Genomic DNA, 14,389 nt, shown 5'->3' with positions numbered 1-14,389 from the left:
GCATGCCGGAACTCCCCGAAGTGCACGGCCTGTGCATGTATCTGGACACTCAACTCAGTGGAGCCGTGCTCAACGAGGTCCGCATCAACTCCTTCTCCGCACTGAAGACTGCTGATCCTCCGTATAGCGTCCTGGAAGGCAGAACCGTTCAGGGTGTACAACGCCTCGGTAAATTCGTGTGCGTTGATGTTGACGGCCTGTACTTTGTCTTCCATCTGGCCAAGGCCGGTTGGGTCCGCTACACCGAGCACCCTTCGTCGGCCGGACTGCGGATGGGCAAAAGCAACATCTCTGCAAGGCTCCTACTACACCGTCCTGCCGACGAAGCCCACATCGGCGTGGACCTCACGGAAGCCGGAACCAAGAAAAGCCTGGCCATCTATGTGGTGCGGGATCCCCAGGACGTGCCGGGAATCGCCACCTTGGGACCGGAGCCCCTCAGTCCCGACTTCGACCGTGCCGCGTTGGCGTCGATCCTTGGATCCAGTTCCCAACAGATCAAGGGCTTGCTTCGGAGCCAGGGCGTCATTGCCGGCATAGGAAACGCGTACAGTGACGAAATCCTGCACGCGGCAAAAATCTCTCCTTTCGCGAGTGCCAAGTCCCTGGACCAGGCCACAGTGGCGCGGCTCTACGAGGCCATGCAGGAGATTCTGGTGGGGGCCGTGAACGCAGCCGCCGGCAAGCCGTCCAGCGAACTCAAGGACACCAAACGCAGCAACTTCCGAGTGCACGCACGGACCGGCCTTCCTTGTCCCGTGTGCGGGGACATAGTAAGGGAGGTGTCCTTTGCGGACACCTCCCTGCAATACTGTGCCACCTGCCAGACCAACGGAAAGATCCTTGCTGACCGGCGGACATCCCGGTTCCTGAAGTAACCTGCTGCTTGAGGTTGGAAAGCCTCTTGGGTTCGGGAAACTAGTTGAATTCGGGGCTTTCGCTGCGGCTGCGCTTCAACTCGAAGAAGTGTGGGAAGCCAGCCAAGGTCACCGTGGCGTCCCAGATTTTCCCTGCTTCTTCACCGCGGGGGATACGTGTCAGTACGGGACCGAAGAAGGCAGTTCCATTAAAGGCGACTACGGGAGTTCCTACATCCTGACCTACCAATGAGATCCCGGCTTCGTGGCTTGAGCGCAGTTGGGCATCGTACTCGTCCGAGTCAGCGAAGCGTGCCAGGTCAGCCGGCAGGCCTACCTCGGCAAGGGCCTTCTGGATGACCGATGCCCGGTCCTTGTTGCCCTCGTGGTGGATCTGCTCTCCCATGGCGTCATACAGCGGCTTGACGTAGTTCGCGCCGTGAAGTTCCTGGGCGGCGATGATCACGCGTACAGGACCCCAGCTGTCGTCCATCATTGCCCTGTAATCGGCAGGAAGGTCCCTGCCCTCGTTGAGGACGGAGAGGCTCATCACGTGCCATTCAGTCTGGATGCCACGTACCTCCTCAACCTCACCAATCCAGCGCGACGTGATCCAGGCAAACGGGCAAACAGGATCAAACCAAAAATCGGCTTTGTTGACGGTCTGTTCGGGCGTGGACTTTTCGGGCATAGGGAACTCCTCGGAAAAGGTGGGATACGTGTCGTGGCAAGCGGTCCAACGGAACCGCTCCTTGCCTAGGCCAACAGGCTGCTAGGCCGACTTATTCCGGCGCTTGGCCACCACGTCATGGGCAATCATGGTGGGCTGGGCTTTCTTCAAAACAACATCAGCTGTGATGACCACCGTGGCTATATCGTCCCTGCTGGGGAGATCGAACATGACGGGCAGCAACACTTCTTCCATGATGGCCCGGAGTCCACGGGCACCAGTGCCGCGTTCGAGCGCTTGATCCGCGATGGAGTCCAGTGCGTCGTCTTCGAACTGCAAATCCACGCCGTCCAGCTGGAACATCTTCTGGTACTGCTTCACCAGCGCGTTCTTGGGGGTGGACAGAATCTGGATGAGGGCGGGCCGGTCCAGGTTGGAGACAGTGGTGATCACCGGGAGCCGGCCAATGAACTCCGGAATGAGGCCGAACTTCAGCAGGTCCTCCGGCATCACTTCGCCGTAGCTGTCCACGTTGTCCCGGGCCTCGTTCAGGGGTGAACCAAAGCCGATGCCCTTACGCCCGGACCGTGAACCAATAATGTCCTCAAGGCCCGCAAAAGCGCCGGCCACGATGAAGAGCACGTTGGTGGTGTCGATCTGGATGAATTCCTGGTGCGGGTGTTTGCGGCCGCCCTGAGGGGGCACGGATGCAACGGTTCCCTCAAGAATCTTCAAGAGCGCCTGCTGCACACCTTCACCGGATACGTCACGGGTGATCGAAGGATTCTCACTCTTACGCGAGATCTTATCGATCTCGTCAATGTAGATGATGCCTTGCTCGGCCTTCTTCACGTCATAGTCCGCGGCCTGGATGAGCTTAAGCAGGATGTTCTCCACATCCTCGCCCACGTAGCCGGCCTCCGTCAGTGCAGTCGCATCGGCTACGGCAAAGGGAACATTGAGTCGACGGGCCAAGGTCTGGGCGAGATAGGTCTTGCCACAACCGGTGGGGCCGATCAGGAGGATGTTGGACTTTGCGATCTCCACGTCCTCGTGGTGCGATCCCTCACCGAGGCTGCCGGTCTTGGGTGCATGGCCGGCCTGGATCCGCTTGTAGTGGTTGTAGACAGCCACTGCCAGCGACCGCTTGGCCGGTTCCTGGCCAATGACGTATTCCTGCAGGAAGTCGAAGATCTCACGGGGCTTGGGCAGTTCGAAACTGCCGAGATCGGAAACTTCAGCGAGTTCCTCTTCAATGATCTCGTTGCACAGCTCGATGCACTCATCGCAGATGTAGACACCGGGCCCGGCTATCAGCTTCCGTACCTGCTTTTGGCTCTTTCCGCAGAAAGAACACTTCAGCAGATCCGTGCTCTCGCCAATCCGAGCCATGTGGGAATCCCTTCGTTGCATGCGGGTGATGCGGCTCCGCGCCGTACTCAAGTGTGCGGCCGAGCCGCGGTTGGCACCACCGTGACAAGATCCACTCTAGGTCACAATGAGCTGCTTGGGTGGAAACAGAACGCCGGTGCGGTCCATATTTCGTGAACCGCACCGGCGTCGAATTCCGTGTGCTACCGGGTGATTGCCTGTGGCTTGATCTTCCGGGAGTCAAGAACCTGATCGATCAGGCCGTAGCTCAAGGCATCAGCAGCCGTGAGGATCTTGTCACGCTCGATGTCGTTGTTGACTTGCTCGGACGTACGGCCGGAGTGGTGTGCCAGCGTGTCCTCAAGCCAGGTACGCATGCGCATGACTTCCGCAGCCTGGATTTCGAGGTCCGAGGCCTGCCCACCCTGGCCACCGGAGAGAGCCGGCTGGTGGATCAGGACACGTGCGTTCGGAAGTGCCAGTCGCTTACCCGGCGTACCGGCAGCGAGCAGGACTGCAGCTGCACTGGCAGCCTGGCCCAGGCAAACCGTCTGGATCTCCGGACGGATGTACTGCATGGTGTCGTAGATGGCCGTCATGGCAGTGAACGAACCACCCGGCGAGTTGATGTACAAGGTGATGTCGCGGTCCGGGTCCGTTGACTCCAGGACCAGCAACTGGGCCATGATGTCATCGGCGGAGGCGTCGTCAACCTGGACACCGAGGAAGATGATCCGGTCCTCGAACAGCTTGGTGTACGGGTCCTGGCGCTTGAAGCCGTAGGGCGTGCGCTCCTCGAACTGGGGCAGGACGTAACGGCTGGACGGGAGATTACCGGCAGACCATCCGAAGTTGTAATTCATGTTCTTTACTCCTGGGGTTTCAGTGGTTCTTTGTGCCGGTTAGTTTTCGGAGTTCGGCTCTGCGCCCGACTGGTTGGCCGTTCCGCCACCACCGGCAACAGAACCGGCGTGCGCCGAGATCTTGTCGAAGAAGCCATATTCCAACGCCTCGGCAGCCGTAAACCACTTGTCGCGGTCATTGTCCTTGAGGATGGTCTCTACGGACTGACCGGTCTGTTCGGCCGTAAGTTCCGCCATGACCTTTTTCATGTGCAGGATCAGTTCAGCCTGGATCTTGATGTCCGAGGCCGTGCCGCCGATACCGCCGGAAGGCTGGTGCATCAGGATGCGGGCGTTGGGCGTGGCGTAACGCTTGCCCTTGGTGCCGGACGACAGGAGGAACTGGCCCATGGAGGCGGCCAAGCCCGTTGCGACGGTGACGACATCGTTTGGAATGAACTGCATGGTGTCGTAGATGGCCATGCCGGCCGTCACGGACCCACCCGGGGAGTTGATGTACAAGTAGATGTCCTTCTCCGGGTCTTCGGCCGAGAGGAGGAGGAGCTGGGAGCAGATGGCGTTGGCATTCTCGTCACGGACTTCAGAGCCGAGCCAGATAATGCGCTCTTTCAGCAGGCGGTTGTAGATGTAGTTGTCCTGGGCTGCGGGATCGACAGTTGCCATCCGGGGAGCCTCTGATTGCTGTGACATAAGTACTTACCTCTCGCTGGTGCCAGTGACCTCACTGAACTTCACTACTTGGACACTAACCGTTTTCCGTGGTGATTTGTTCGCCGGAATCGCGCTGTTCGCTGACGGCGCACGTCTGCGTGCAGCACCAATGTCCAGCCTTAAAGCAAACCGGCCCCGGATCAGAAGATCCGGGGCCGGTTGAAGTCGTTGACTAGAACTTCACTGCTGCGGGGTCGTCGCTTGCTGCAGCGTCGGCCTCGTCAGTTGCCTCTACAGCGGCGGCCTCTTCGGCTGCTGCTTCACCGGCAGGACGAACGAAGTCGGTGAGGTCAACCTTGTTGCCCTCGGAGTCGACAACCTCTGCCTGGCCCAGCACAACTGCCAGCGCCTTGCGGCGTCGGACCTCGGAAACCATCATGGGAACCTGGCCGCTCTGATCAATGATCTGGGCGAACTGGTTGGGGTCCATGCCGTACTGGCTTGCGGTGGTGACGATGTAGTCGATCAGCTCGTTCTGGCTGACATCCACTTCTTCCTTGTCCGCGATGGCGTCAAGGATGATCTCGTTCTGGAACGCACGCTCGGTGTTGGCCTTGACCTCGGCGCGGTGTTCCTCGGTGTCGTGGTCACCTTCGCCGTGGGCGTTCTCCGGGTTGAAGTGCGCTTCGATCTGCTCTTCGACCACGGAATCCGGAACCGGAACCTCTACGAGCTCAACGAGCTTGTCCAGGACCTTGTCGCGTGCCTCAACGCCCTGCTCCACAACCTTGGAGTCGGAAGCCTGCTTGGCGAGGTCCTCGCGGAGCTCGGCAAGGGTGTCGAACTCGGAGGCAAGCTGTGCAAAGTCATCGTTGGCCTCGGGGAGCTCGCGCTCCTTGACGGCCTTGACAACAACCTTCACCTGAGCGGACTCACCGGCGTGGTCGCCGCCCACCAGCGTGGTGTCGAAGATTGCCTCTTCGTCGGCTGAAAGGCCGGTCACGGCTTCGTCGAGGCCTTCGAGCATGGTGCCCGCGCCAACCTGGTAGGACAGGCCTGCCGCGGAATCGATCTCTTTGCCGTCAATGGTGGCGGTGATGTCGATGGTCAGGAAGTCATCGTTCTTGGCGGGGCGCTCAACGGACTTCAGCGTGCCGAAACGGCCACGCAGTTCGTCAAGGGACTTCTCGACGTCAGCTTCGGAGGATTCAGCGGCAGCCACCTCGACCTTGATGCCGGCGTAGTCCGGCAGCTCGATCTCGGGACGGACATCGATTTCCACCTGGAACTTGAGTTCGCCGTCGGTGGAGGTAGGGTCAGGAACCTCGGTGATTTCAACCTCGGGACGGCTCAGGGGGCGAACGCCCGTTTCCTGAACTGCAGCCTGGTACCAGCCATTGAGGCCATCGTTGATGGCCGTCTCCAGGACGTAGCCGCGGCCAACGCGCTGGTCGATCAGCTTGGTGGGAACTTTGCCCTTGCGGAATCCGGGAACCTGGATCTGCGAAGCAACGGTCTTGTACGCGGCATCGATGCTCGGCTTCAGTTCCTCAAAGGGAACCTCAACGTTGAGCTTGACCCGCGTTGCGGTGAGGTTCTCGACAGCGCTCTTCACAGTCTAAGTACTCCTGATTTTGTGGGTATGGGGTTCTGTCGCGTCCCTGAGGCGGACACAAACACAGAGTCGGGGTGACAGGATTTGAACCTGCGACTTCCTGCTCCCAAAGCAGGCGCTCTAGCCAAGCTGAGCTACACCCCGAACGCACAGGACAGTCTACGGGCAAGCGAGCCAGGAATGCACATTTGACACCGACGCCGGAATTAGGTTTAGTTGTACCCGGCTTGAACAGCCACCGGGAAGATGTCCTGAAAAGGAGATCCGTCCTGGGGACGTAGCTTAATGGTAAAGCCTCAGTCTTCCAAACTGATTACGCGGGTTCGATTCCCGTCGTCCCCTCCAATGGGAAAACGCCCCGATCCTCGGATCGGGGCGTTTTTTGTTGCTGCTACACCTGGCAGCCCGGACACCAATACAGCTTGCGCGCACCAATTTCCGTCATGCCCACCGACGTCCCGCAGGCCCGGCAGGGCAAGCCGTCCCGCTTGTAGACAAAGTGGGCGTCGGCGTCGGGCGCTATTTCTGCCCCACCCGACCACAGCGTGGAGGGTGTCGTCACAATCCGTCCGTCACGAACGCCGTCAGACATGGTGTCCACAGTGTCATCCCAGAGACGGCCGGCCGTTTCCTCGTCAATGCCGCTGCCCGGCGTCCAGGGATCGACGGCCTGCCGGAACAGCACTTCCGCTCGATAAATATTGCCGACGCCAGCCAAGACGGACTGATCCATCAGCAACAGGGCCACCGCCGTTTTCCGGCGGCGCAGGCGCCGGATGAATTCCTCGCGGTCGCCAGGGCGGTTGTGCAGTGGGTCCGGGCCCAGCCGGTCCATGACAACCGCAACTTCCGCCGACGTAATGGCTGCACACGTAGTGGCGCCACGGAGGTCGGCCCAGCCGTGGTCCGAGACCAGGCGGACACGGACGGCGCCCACCGGCGGAGGCGGGCCGCTGTAGACCGCTTCGTGGGAGGCCTTTTCGTTCAAGGCCGGCCCTGTTTCCCGCTCACCGATGCGTCGTGGCGCACCGATGCTGGAGGCGCCGGTGAAAGAACTGTCCCCGCCGAAGTTCCACGCCCCGTACAGGCCCAGATGGACGTGGAGGTAGAGATCGTGGTCAAACCTGAGGAACAACTGCTTCCCGTGGGCCATCGACTCAACCATGGTGTGCCCGCTCAGCACCTGCGCGCCGTGGGTGAACCGGCCCTGCGGGCTGGAAACGTCCAGGCGGCGGCCGCCAAAAACATCCTGGAATTGGCGGGCCAGCCTATGGACCGAATGCCCCTCAGGCACTACTCGACGATTTCGCCGGTGGTTTCGTACACCGCAATTTTCCCGATGCGGCGAACATGGCGCTCATCGTTGCTGAACGGTTCCTCCAGGAATGCCTCAATGAGCTCGGTAGCTTCTTCAACCGAGTGCTGGCGGCCTCCAACAGCGACGACGTTGGCGTCGTTGTGCTCCCGGGCCAGCTTTGCGGTGGAAAGGTTCCAGGCAAGCGCAGCGCGGACACCCTTGACCTTGTTGGCAGCAATTTGCTCACCATTTCCCGAACCACCCAGGACGATTCCCAGAGCGTGGATGCCGGCTTTCTGGTCCGCCACGACAGCTGCGCCGGCGTTGATGCAGAAAGAGGGGTAGTCGTCCAGGGCGTCGTACTCCTTGGGTCCGTGATCCACCACTTCATAGCCCTTGGCCGTGAGGTGGCTGACCAAGTGGGCACTCAGTTCCATGCCGGCGTGGTCAGTAGCGATGTGGACGCGGGGTGTAGTCACAGGAAGTCCGTTCTTTCTGGCGCGCGGGGACGGCGTCTGGCCGTGCGCGGCGGTGAGGGATGCGCTACCTAGGGTACCGCTACCGGGGTTGTTGGGACTGTCCATCATCCCGGGCCCGGTGGGCCGCCCGGTTGAGTATCCCCGCCAGCTTGTCAGCTGAGGCCTGGGAGCCGGCACTGAGAGCCACCCGTCCCCCGTTAAGTTTCCTTACGACGACGGCAGGCCCGCTGCTGACAAGCATTGCAGTGGCGTCATCGTGATGCCGCCAACCCCACCCCCCATAATCAGCCGCTTTAACGTCCGCCGGAGCCGCCCCGGCGATCTCGACGGCGGGGACGGTCAAGACGCGCACGATGCCACCGGCGAACACCTGCAGGCCTCCCCTGTCCGCCCGCACGCGGGCAAACAGGAAGCCGGCGCCTACCAAAGCAGCCACAGCCACCAAGGCGCCGAGCCAAGGGACGGCGACCGCAATCAAGGCCGCCGGAAAAACGGCGGAGACAATGATCATGATGAAAACGGAGCTCCGGGCATGCACCCACAGGCGAAGGGTGTCGCGGGCCAGGTCCGGGTCCTCAAGCAGGGTCAGTTCCTCTTGGAGGGCAACGTCATCCTCGCGGGTCCAGCGCGGGTCCGGCTTGAAGGCGAACATCATGACGACGCCCAGGGCCACCGCGGCGCCACTGCCCATGGCCAGCACGATCGGGTCCACATGGGACTCGCGCGCGTCCCCCAGCCCGGACTGTCCCACCAGTCCGGCCGCCACCACCGTGGTGATGAAGAGGCTCACTGTCAGGCCCAGGCCCATCATGACGCGCCTCATGACAACAGGCCTGGTAATGGTCACCGCTTGGAGGAATACAGCCCATCCGCAGAAGGTGATGAGGGCTGCGCCGCCGGTCACGTAGGCGCCGAACGGCGCGAACGAGCTACCGCCGTCGGCGTTCCACATGACGGCAACGGGGTTGGGAAGATCGTTGCGCAGCATTTGGGCGCACACCACGAAACCGACGGCGAGGAGCAACGGAAAGGCGACCGCAAACCTCAGTGCGCGGAAGTCGAGAATGTCCCGGAACGATCCCATAATCCAACGCTACTCCGTGGGGCGACACTGTGGTGTTCCCTCCTTGCCTTCGGGCCGTGGAGTGAAAGAATGGCTTCACACCAGCGTCCGGCCGCGAGTGGCCGGGCATCCCATAATCTTCCGGAGGCACCACTTGCCAGGCCTGAACCTCACGCGCGACGAAGCCGCGATCCGCGCCCAACTGCTCAATGTCGAGTCGTACAACGTCACTTTGGACCTGACCAAAGGCCCCGAAGTCTTCGGTTCCACCACTGTGGTGAAGTTCTCCGCGGCGCCGGGATCCACCACCTTCATTGATGCCATCACCCAGGCCGTCCACAGCGTGACCTTGAACGGAACCGATCTGGACCCCGCGGAAGTTTCGGACGGTATCCGCATCCACCTCCCGGACCTCGCCGCTGACAACGAGCTCGTGGTGGTCGCAGACGCTCCCTACATGAACACGGGCGAGGGTCTGCACCGTTTCGTTGACCCCGTGGACGGCGAGGTGTACCTCTACACGCAGTTCGAGGTTCCGGACTCCCGGCGTATGTTCGCCGTCTTTGAGCAGCCCGACCTGAAAGCAACCTTCACTTTTAACGTCACAGCGCCGTCGCATTGGGATGTCATCTCCAACTCCCCCACGCCGGTTCCCGTTGAAGCTCCTGCCGGAGAAGACGGCGGCGCCCGGTCCGTGTGGGCATTCGCGCCTACTCCCCGCCTGTCCTCGTACGTCACCGCGTTGATCGCCGGACCGTATCAGTCGGTCCGTTCCGAAGTCACCAGCGCCGACGGGCTGGTTGTGCCGCTGGGAGTCTTTGCCCGCAAGTCGCTGATGCAGTACCTCGATGCGGACAACATCTTCACCCTGACCCGTCAAGGATTTGAGTTCTTCGAAGCACAGTTCGGCTGCCCCTACCCGTTTGAAAAGTACGATCAGTTGTTCGTCCCCGAGTTCAACGCCGGGGCCATGGAAAATGCCGGCGCCGTGACCATCCTGGAGGGCTACGTATTCCGTGGAAAGGTCACCGGCGCCCAGGTCGAACGGCGTGCCATCACCGTGCTGCACGAACTGGCCCACATGTGGTTCGGGGACCTGGTGACCATGCGGTGGTGGAACGACCTCTGGCTCAACGAGTCCTTCGCCGAATACATGTCGCACCTGGCCGCTGTGGAAAACACGGAATTCGACCGCGCCTGGACCACTTTCGCCTCGGTGGAAAAGTCCTGGGCGTACAAGCAGGACCAACTGCCCACCACCCACCCGATCTTCGCGGAAATCAACAACCTCGAAGACGTGGAGGTGAACTTCGATGGCATCACCTATGCCAAGGGGGCTTCCGTTCTCCGGCAGTTGGTGGCCTGGGTAGGTCCGGAGCAGTTCATGGCCGGCGTCCGCAGCTACTTCGCCAAGCACGCCTGGAAGAACACTGAGCTCGCCGATCTCCTGGTGGAGCTTGAGGCGGCCAGCGGCCGCGACCTGGAAGGGTGGGGCAAGCTCTGGCTTGAAACTTCAGGCGTCAACACCCTTGCTCCCGAGGTCAGCGTTGACGCTGACGGCATCATCACCGGATTCGCGATTCTGCAGACCGCGATCGACGAACAGCCAACCCTCCGTCCGCACCGCCTCGCGGTTGGCTTCTACTCGCTCTCCGGTGAGGGCAAGCTGGAACGCTCCCACCGGGAGGAGCTTGATGTCGATGGCCCCCGCACGGAGGTCCCTGCCTTGACGGGCAAGGCACGTCCGGACCTGATACTGCTCAATGACGACGACCTCGCCTACGCCAAGGTCCGCCTCGATCCGCACTCCCTTGCCACTGCCACGGCCCACCTGAAGGACTTCTCGGCCAGCCTGCCGCGCACCCTGGTGTGGGGCTCAGCCTGGGACGCGGCGCGCGACGGCGAAACCCCGGCCCGTGGTTACGTGGACCTGGTCCTTGCCAACATTGCCCATGAAACGGATTCCTCGGTCATTCTGGTCCAGCTTCGCCAGCTGGCCACCACCCTGACCTATTACGTGGCCGCCGAGCACAAAACCGAGACCACCGTCGACGCCGCAGAAAAGCTTTGGGCGCTTGCCTCCTCGGTGGAAGCGGGCTCGGATGCCCAGCTGCAGTTCGCCAAGTCCTTTGCCCAACTCGCGCGCAGCGGGGGCCAGCTGGACCGCATCCAGGCGCTGCTTGACGGAACCGAAACACTGGAGGGCCTCACGGTGGACCAGGACATGCGCTGGGAGCTCCTGACCGCACTGGTGGCAGGCGGGCGCCAAGGCCAGGAACGCATTGACGCCGAACTGGCCCGCGACAACACCTCCAACGGTCAAAATGCAGCCGCCCAAGCGAAGGCAGCCATCCCCACTGCTGAAGCCAAAGCTGCAGCGTGGGACGCGATCGTTGTCACCGGAGAACTCTCCAACGCGCTGCAGGCGTCAGCGGTGGCCGGGTTCATGCGGGTCCCGACCACTGATTTGCTGGAGCCCTACGCCGAAAAGTACTTTGACGCCGTGCCTGGAATCGTCAAGGAGCGCACTCACGCCCTGGCGCAGCAGATCGTGGTGGGACTCTACCCCGCGCAGCTCACGACGCAGGCAACGGTGGACCGTACGGACGAGTTCCTGGCGGCGCTTCCGGAGGACAGCGCGGCCCTTCGCCGGATGATGCTGGAGAACCGTGACGGCGTGGCCCGTGCCCTCCGCGCACGGGCTGCCGACGTCTAGGCCCGGCACCTGACGAGGTCACTGCGGACAGTCGATGCCTGCTGGCTAGACTGTCCGCATGGGCCTCAACGAACACCATTACGCTCTGACAGTCCGCTGGACCGGAAACCTGGGTGAGGGCACGGCCGGCTACCGGGCCTATTCACGGGACCACGACGTGGAGATCCCGGGTCTGCCCACCCTTCAGGGCTCCGCTGATCCCACCTTCCATGGGGACCGTTCACGCTACAACCCGGAGCAACTGCTGCTCGCTGCCCTCTCGCAGTGCCACATGCTGTCTTTTCTCCATGTGGCCGTCAAGCACGGGGTGGTGGTCACCGGCTACGAGGACAATGCCGAGGGCCTGATGAAGCTCAACCGGGACGGCAGCGGTCAATTCGAAAGCGTCACGCTCAAACCCCACGTCACCATTGCCGATGCCAGCCATTCCGAGTTGATGCCCCAACTGCACCATGAAGCCAACCAGGTCTGCTTCATCGCCCGCAGCGTCAACTTCCCCGTCCTCCACGAACCACGCACGACGCCGGCAGCAGCCTAGGTCTGTTGGGCCCGGCATAGTGCCACGAGACGTCGTTCGGTTTCGCGGCTGAGCCCGGCTTTGCGTTCCCTGGCCAATCCCCGGCTCCTTTCATCCTCGAGCGTGGCCGCCAACGTCTCCTGCCAGGGCCGCAGGACCATTCCGCGCTCACGTGCAGCTTTGTTGGACCGGGCCTGGAAGCCACCATGGTCCGCCGGCAACCACAAGGGAAGCGAGTCCGGTCCTGCCCAGTAGTCGACGCCGTGCTCAAGGAGCCACCCTTCGCCAGCCCGGACAACGTCCTGCACGGCTCCATCCCGGGTTCCGGTTCCGGCCGCCCGCTGGGACTCGGCAAGGAAGTCCTCAAACCGCACGACGTCGCCCAACGCGTTGTAGGTACCGGTCAGTCCTCCACCGGCGGATTGCAGGATCCACGCGGCAAGATCCCGGACGTCAATGATCTGTGTTGCGGCATCCGGGATGTCAGGAACCAGCACCGGGTCAGTGTCAGCAGCGAATCGGGCGGGCCAGTATCCGTACCTGTCAGTGCCGTCCCCCGGGCCACTGATGAGACCCGCCCGCACGATGTGTGCCTTCTCCCCCACCACAGCCAGAGTCATCTGCTCAATAGCCGATTTGGATTCGCCGTAAGTCTCCGGGGTACCGGCCTGTCCCGCCGGCAGCGGCTCAAGCAGCTCCGCGCCCTCATCCGCGCCGGGTATCGAATGGTCTGCATAAACAGAGCAACTCGACACAAACGTCCAGTGCGCGGCGGCGGCTCCCAGCACGTCCAACGCCTCGCCCGCCTGCACGGGATCCCGCGATACCTCCACCACCGCGTCCCATCCGCCGTCGAGTTCAGCATAGGCCGCCGCGCCCAAGGCGCGGTCCCCCCTGACCCAGGTGGCGCCGTCGGGCGGGGTTGTTGAGGTGCCACGGGCAAAGCAGGTGACGTCATGTCCGGCGGCAACAGCCTGCCGGGCGGTTTCTGCGGACAGGAAGGCGGTACCGCCAAGGACCAGGATGCGCATACGGTCACGCTACGGCGCTAGGGTTGTAGGTGGACAGAGTGTTCCGCGCCCGGCGAACACGGGCCGACGACAAGGAGAAATTCACCCTTGACCTCCATCCCCTTGGCAGAAATTGTCACTTTGGAACCCGAAAAGATCGACCTCGTTTCAATCCTCATCACTGTAGGCGTGGGCCTGGGTGTGTGGATCGTTGCGCGGTTCATTATCTTGCGCATCACCCGGCGGGTTTCCGCCGGAAGTTCCTTCTTCAAGAAAGCGCACTTCAAGTGGGTGCAACCAGCCATCCGCGCACTCGACCACGAGCGCCGCTCACAGCGCGCCGAGACAATCGGCACCCTGCTGACGAGCCTGGTAAGCGTTGTGGTGGTGGTGATCGTGATCATCTACGTCCTCAAATACATGAACGTGGACGTCGCGCCGCTGCTGACCAGCGTGGGCATCCTGGGTGTCGCCATCGGCTTCGGCGCCCAGCAACTGATCCGTGATTTCCTCGCTGGAATCTTCATCACCATCGAAGACCAATACGGAATCGGCGATGTCATTGTCACCAGCGAGGTGATTGGTACCGTTGAATCCGTGGGCCTGCGCATCACCCGGGTCCGCGCTGAAGACGGAGCCATCTGGTATCTGCGCAACGGCGAAATCCTCCGCGTGGGCAACCGCTCGCAGGGTGACTACGTCCCGCTGGAAACACCGGACACCACCATTGAGCCCGGCGCTGCAGCAACTGCGCCCGTCACAGCAGGCGCACCCCGCGTCACCAAAGCCGAGGAGAAGTCCAATGAGTAGCACAGCAGGCGGGCAACCCCCGGCACCGCAATCAGGCCCCCGACGCCAGCTGATGCAGAATGATCCCTTCAGCCAGCCCGCTTACACGGACAGTTTCTACGCTGCAGTGGGCGGTCACGAGACATTCGTCAAGCTCATCGACGTCTTCTACGACGGCGTTGCCACGGATCCTTTGCTTCGGCCCATGTACCCGGAGGAGGACCTGGGGCCGGCAAAGCGGCGCTTCCTGATGTTCCTGGAGCAATACTGGGGCGGTCCCACCACCTACGGAGAAGAGCGCGGCCATCCCCGGCTGCGCATGCGCCACATGCCGTTCCGGGTAACCCCCGAGGCCAAGGACCGCTGGCTGTTCCACATGCGCACGGCTGTGGACTCCCTGGAGCTCTCCCCGCTGCACGAGGGCACCCTGTGGGACTACATGGAACGGGCTGCGCTGACCATGGTCAACAGCCCTTCGTCCGGAGCCTGAC

14 protein-coding genes and 2 tRNA genes are annotated in these 14,389 nt (G+C 62.2%); 6 read left to right on the top strand and 10 right to left on the bottom strand.

The window, feature by feature from the left end:
* Positions 1-2 precede the first annotated feature (2 nt).
* Positions 3-878: an Fpg/Nei family DNA glycosylase gene (locus ABIE35_RS05615; RefSeq protein ID WP_354513121.1), complete on the top strand. Its 876-nt coding sequence runs from the start codon at positions 3-5 to the stop codon at positions 876-878.
* 40 nt (positions 879-918) lie between these two features.
* Here the strand turns inward: ABIE35_RS05615 and ABIE35_RS05610 are convergent, their stop codons facing one another.
* The 6 genes from ABIE35_RS05610 to ABIE35_RS05585 form a co-directional block, all read right to left on the bottom strand.
* On the bottom strand, positions 919-1,548 hold the full coding sequence (locus ABIE35_RS05610; protein WP_354513119.1) for a mycothiol-dependent nitroreductase Rv2466c family protein: 630 nt from the start codon (positions 1,546-1,548) through the stop codon (positions 919-921).
* Between the two features lie 81 nt (positions 1,549-1,629).
* The gene (gene clpX / locus ABIE35_RS05605; protein ID WP_207593743.1) at positions 1,630-2,919 is read right to left on the bottom strand and encodes an ATP-dependent Clp protease ATP-binding subunit ClpX; all 1,290 of its coding nucleotides are present in this window, start codon (positions 2,917-2,919) and stop codon (positions 1,630-1,632) included.
* 182 nt (positions 2,920-3,101) lie between these two features.
* Entirely contained in the window at positions 3,102-3,761 is a 660-nt protein-coding gene (locus ABIE35_RS05600; RefSeq protein WP_024816918.1) for an ATP-dependent Clp protease proteolytic subunit, read from the bottom strand.
* Between the two features lie 39 nt (positions 3,762-3,800).
* The gene (locus ABIE35_RS05595) at positions 3,801-4,424 is read right to left on the bottom strand and encodes an ATP-dependent Clp protease proteolytic subunit (RefSeq protein ID WP_278251958.1); all 624 of its coding nucleotides are present in this window, start codon (positions 4,422-4,424) and stop codon (positions 3,801-3,803) included.
* 220 nt (positions 4,425-4,644) lie between these two features.
* Entirely contained in the window at positions 4,645-6,027 is a 1,383-nt protein-coding gene (tig, locus tag ABIE35_RS05590) for a trigger factor (protein ID WP_207593745.1), read from the bottom strand.
* A 69-nt stretch (positions 6,028-6,096) separates the two neighbouring features.
* Positions 6,097-6,171: transfer RNA gene (locus ABIE35_RS05585), tRNA-Pro, on the bottom strand.
* Positions 6,172-6,298: 127 nt separating this feature from the next.
* Here ABIE35_RS05585 and ABIE35_RS05580 point away from each other — a divergent pair.
* Positions 6,299-6,372, top strand: a tRNA-Gly gene (locus tag ABIE35_RS05580).
* A gap of 46 nt (positions 6,373-6,418) precedes the next feature.
* Here the strand turns inward: ABIE35_RS05580 and ABIE35_RS05575 are convergent.
* The 3 genes from ABIE35_RS05575 to ABIE35_RS05565 all read right to left on the bottom strand — a co-directional run bounded on the left by ABIE35_RS05575 (position 6,419) and on the right by ABIE35_RS05565 (position 8,887).
* Positions 6,419-7,321: an Fpg/Nei family DNA glycosylase gene (locus tag ABIE35_RS05575; protein ID WP_354513116.1), complete on the bottom strand. Its 903-nt coding sequence runs from the start codon at positions 7,319-7,321 to the stop codon at positions 6,419-6,421.
* A complete protein-coding gene (locus tag ABIE35_RS05570; RefSeq protein WP_354513114.1) occupies positions 7,321-7,803 on the bottom strand; it encodes a ribose-5-phosphate isomerase in 483 nt (160 codons plus the stop codon). The genes ABIE35_RS05575 and ABIE35_RS05570 overlap by 1 nt, the downstream gene beginning before the upstream one ends.
* A 79-nt stretch (positions 7,804-7,882) precedes the next feature.
* Entirely contained in the window at positions 7,883-8,887 is a 1,005-nt protein-coding gene (locus ABIE35_RS05565) for a hypothetical protein (protein WP_354513112.1), read from the bottom strand.
* A 133-nt stretch (positions 8,888-9,020) separates the two neighbouring features.
* Here ABIE35_RS05565 and pepN point away from each other — a divergent pair, with 133 nt between their 5' ends.
* The gene (gene pepN, locus ABIE35_RS05560; protein WP_354513110.1) at positions 9,021-11,582 is read left to right on the top strand and encodes an aminopeptidase N; all 2,562 of its coding nucleotides are present in this window, start codon (positions 9,021-9,023) and stop codon (positions 11,580-11,582) included.
* A gap of 58 nt (positions 11,583-11,640) precedes the next feature.
* Positions 11,641-12,120, top strand: coding sequence for an OsmC family protein (locus ABIE35_RS05555; RefSeq protein ID WP_207593749.1), 480 nt, complete (start codon positions 11,641-11,643; stop codon positions 12,118-12,120).
* Here ABIE35_RS05555 and ABIE35_RS05550 read toward each other — a convergent pair.
* Positions 12,117-13,130 (bottom strand): NAD-dependent epimerase/dehydratase family protein, encoded by a 1,014-nt coding sequence (locus ABIE35_RS05550; protein WP_354513109.1) that lies wholly within the window; start codon positions 13,128-13,130, stop codon positions 12,117-12,119. The genes ABIE35_RS05555 and ABIE35_RS05550 overlap by 4 nt on opposite strands.
* 87 nt (positions 13,131-13,217) lie before the next feature.
* On the opposite strand from ABIE35_RS05550, the gene ABIE35_RS05545 reads away from it, so the two are divergent.
* Both ABIE35_RS05545 and ABIE35_RS05540 read left to right on the top strand, forming a co-directional pair.
* Positions 13,218-13,919 carry a mechanosensitive ion channel family protein gene (locus ABIE35_RS05545; protein WP_207593751.1) on the top strand — a complete coding sequence of 234 codons (702 nt, stop codon included), beginning with the start codon at positions 13,218-13,220 and terminating at the stop codon, positions 13,917-13,919.
* A complete protein-coding gene (locus ABIE35_RS05540; protein WP_354513107.1) occupies positions 13,912-14,388 on the top strand; it encodes a globin in 477 nt (158 codons plus the stop codon). The genes ABIE35_RS05545 and ABIE35_RS05540 overlap by 8 nt, the downstream gene beginning before the upstream one ends.
* The last annotated feature ends 1 nt before the right edge of the window (position 14,389 follow it).

The sequence above is a fragment of the Paenarthrobacter sp. 4246 genome, from assembly GCF_040546855.1.
Classification (GTDB): Bacteria; Actinomycetota; Actinomycetes; order Actinomycetales; family Micrococcaceae; genus Arthrobacter.
Note: the sequence above shows the minus strand (reverse complement) of the source record. Positions and strands in the feature narration are given on the sequence as shown.

Bases quoted from the DNA above. Each gene is read 5' to 3' on its own strand.
- ABIE35_RS05615 (WP_354513121.1), top strand. From the start codon at position 3: ATGCCGGAACTCCCCGAAGTGCACGGCCTGTGCATGTATCTGGACACT.
- ABIE35_RS05610 (WP_354513119.1), bottom strand. From the start codon at position 1,548: ATGCCCGAAAAGTCCACGCCCGAACAGACCGTCAACAAAGCCGATTTT.
- clpX (WP_207593743.1), bottom strand. From the start codon at position 2,919: ATGGCTCGGATTGGCGAGAGCACGGATCTGCTGAAGTGTTCTTTCTGC.
- ABIE35_RS05600 (WP_024816918.1), bottom strand. From the start codon at position 3,761: ATGAATTACAACTTCGGATGGTCTGCCGGTAATCTCCCGTCCAGCCGT.
- ABIE35_RS05595 (WP_278251958.1), bottom strand. From the start codon at position 4,424: ATGGCAACTGTCGATCCCGCAGCCCAGGACAACTACATCTACAACCGC.
- ABIE35_RS05565 (WP_354513112.1), bottom strand. From the start codon at position 8,887: ATGGGATCGTTCCGGGACATTCTCGACTTCCGCGCACTGAGGTTTGCG.
- ABIE35_RS05555 (WP_207593749.1), top strand. From the start codon at position 11,641: ATGGGCCTCAACGAACACCATTACGCTCTGACAGTCCGCTGGACCGGA.
- ABIE35_RS05550 (WP_354513109.1), bottom strand. From the start codon at position 13,130: ATGCGCATCCTGGTCCTTGGCGGTACCGCCTTCCTGTCCGCAGAAACC.
- ABIE35_RS05540 (WP_354513107.1), top strand. From the start codon at position 13,912: ATGAGTAGCACAGCAGGCGGGCAACCCCCGGCACCGCAATCAGGCCCC.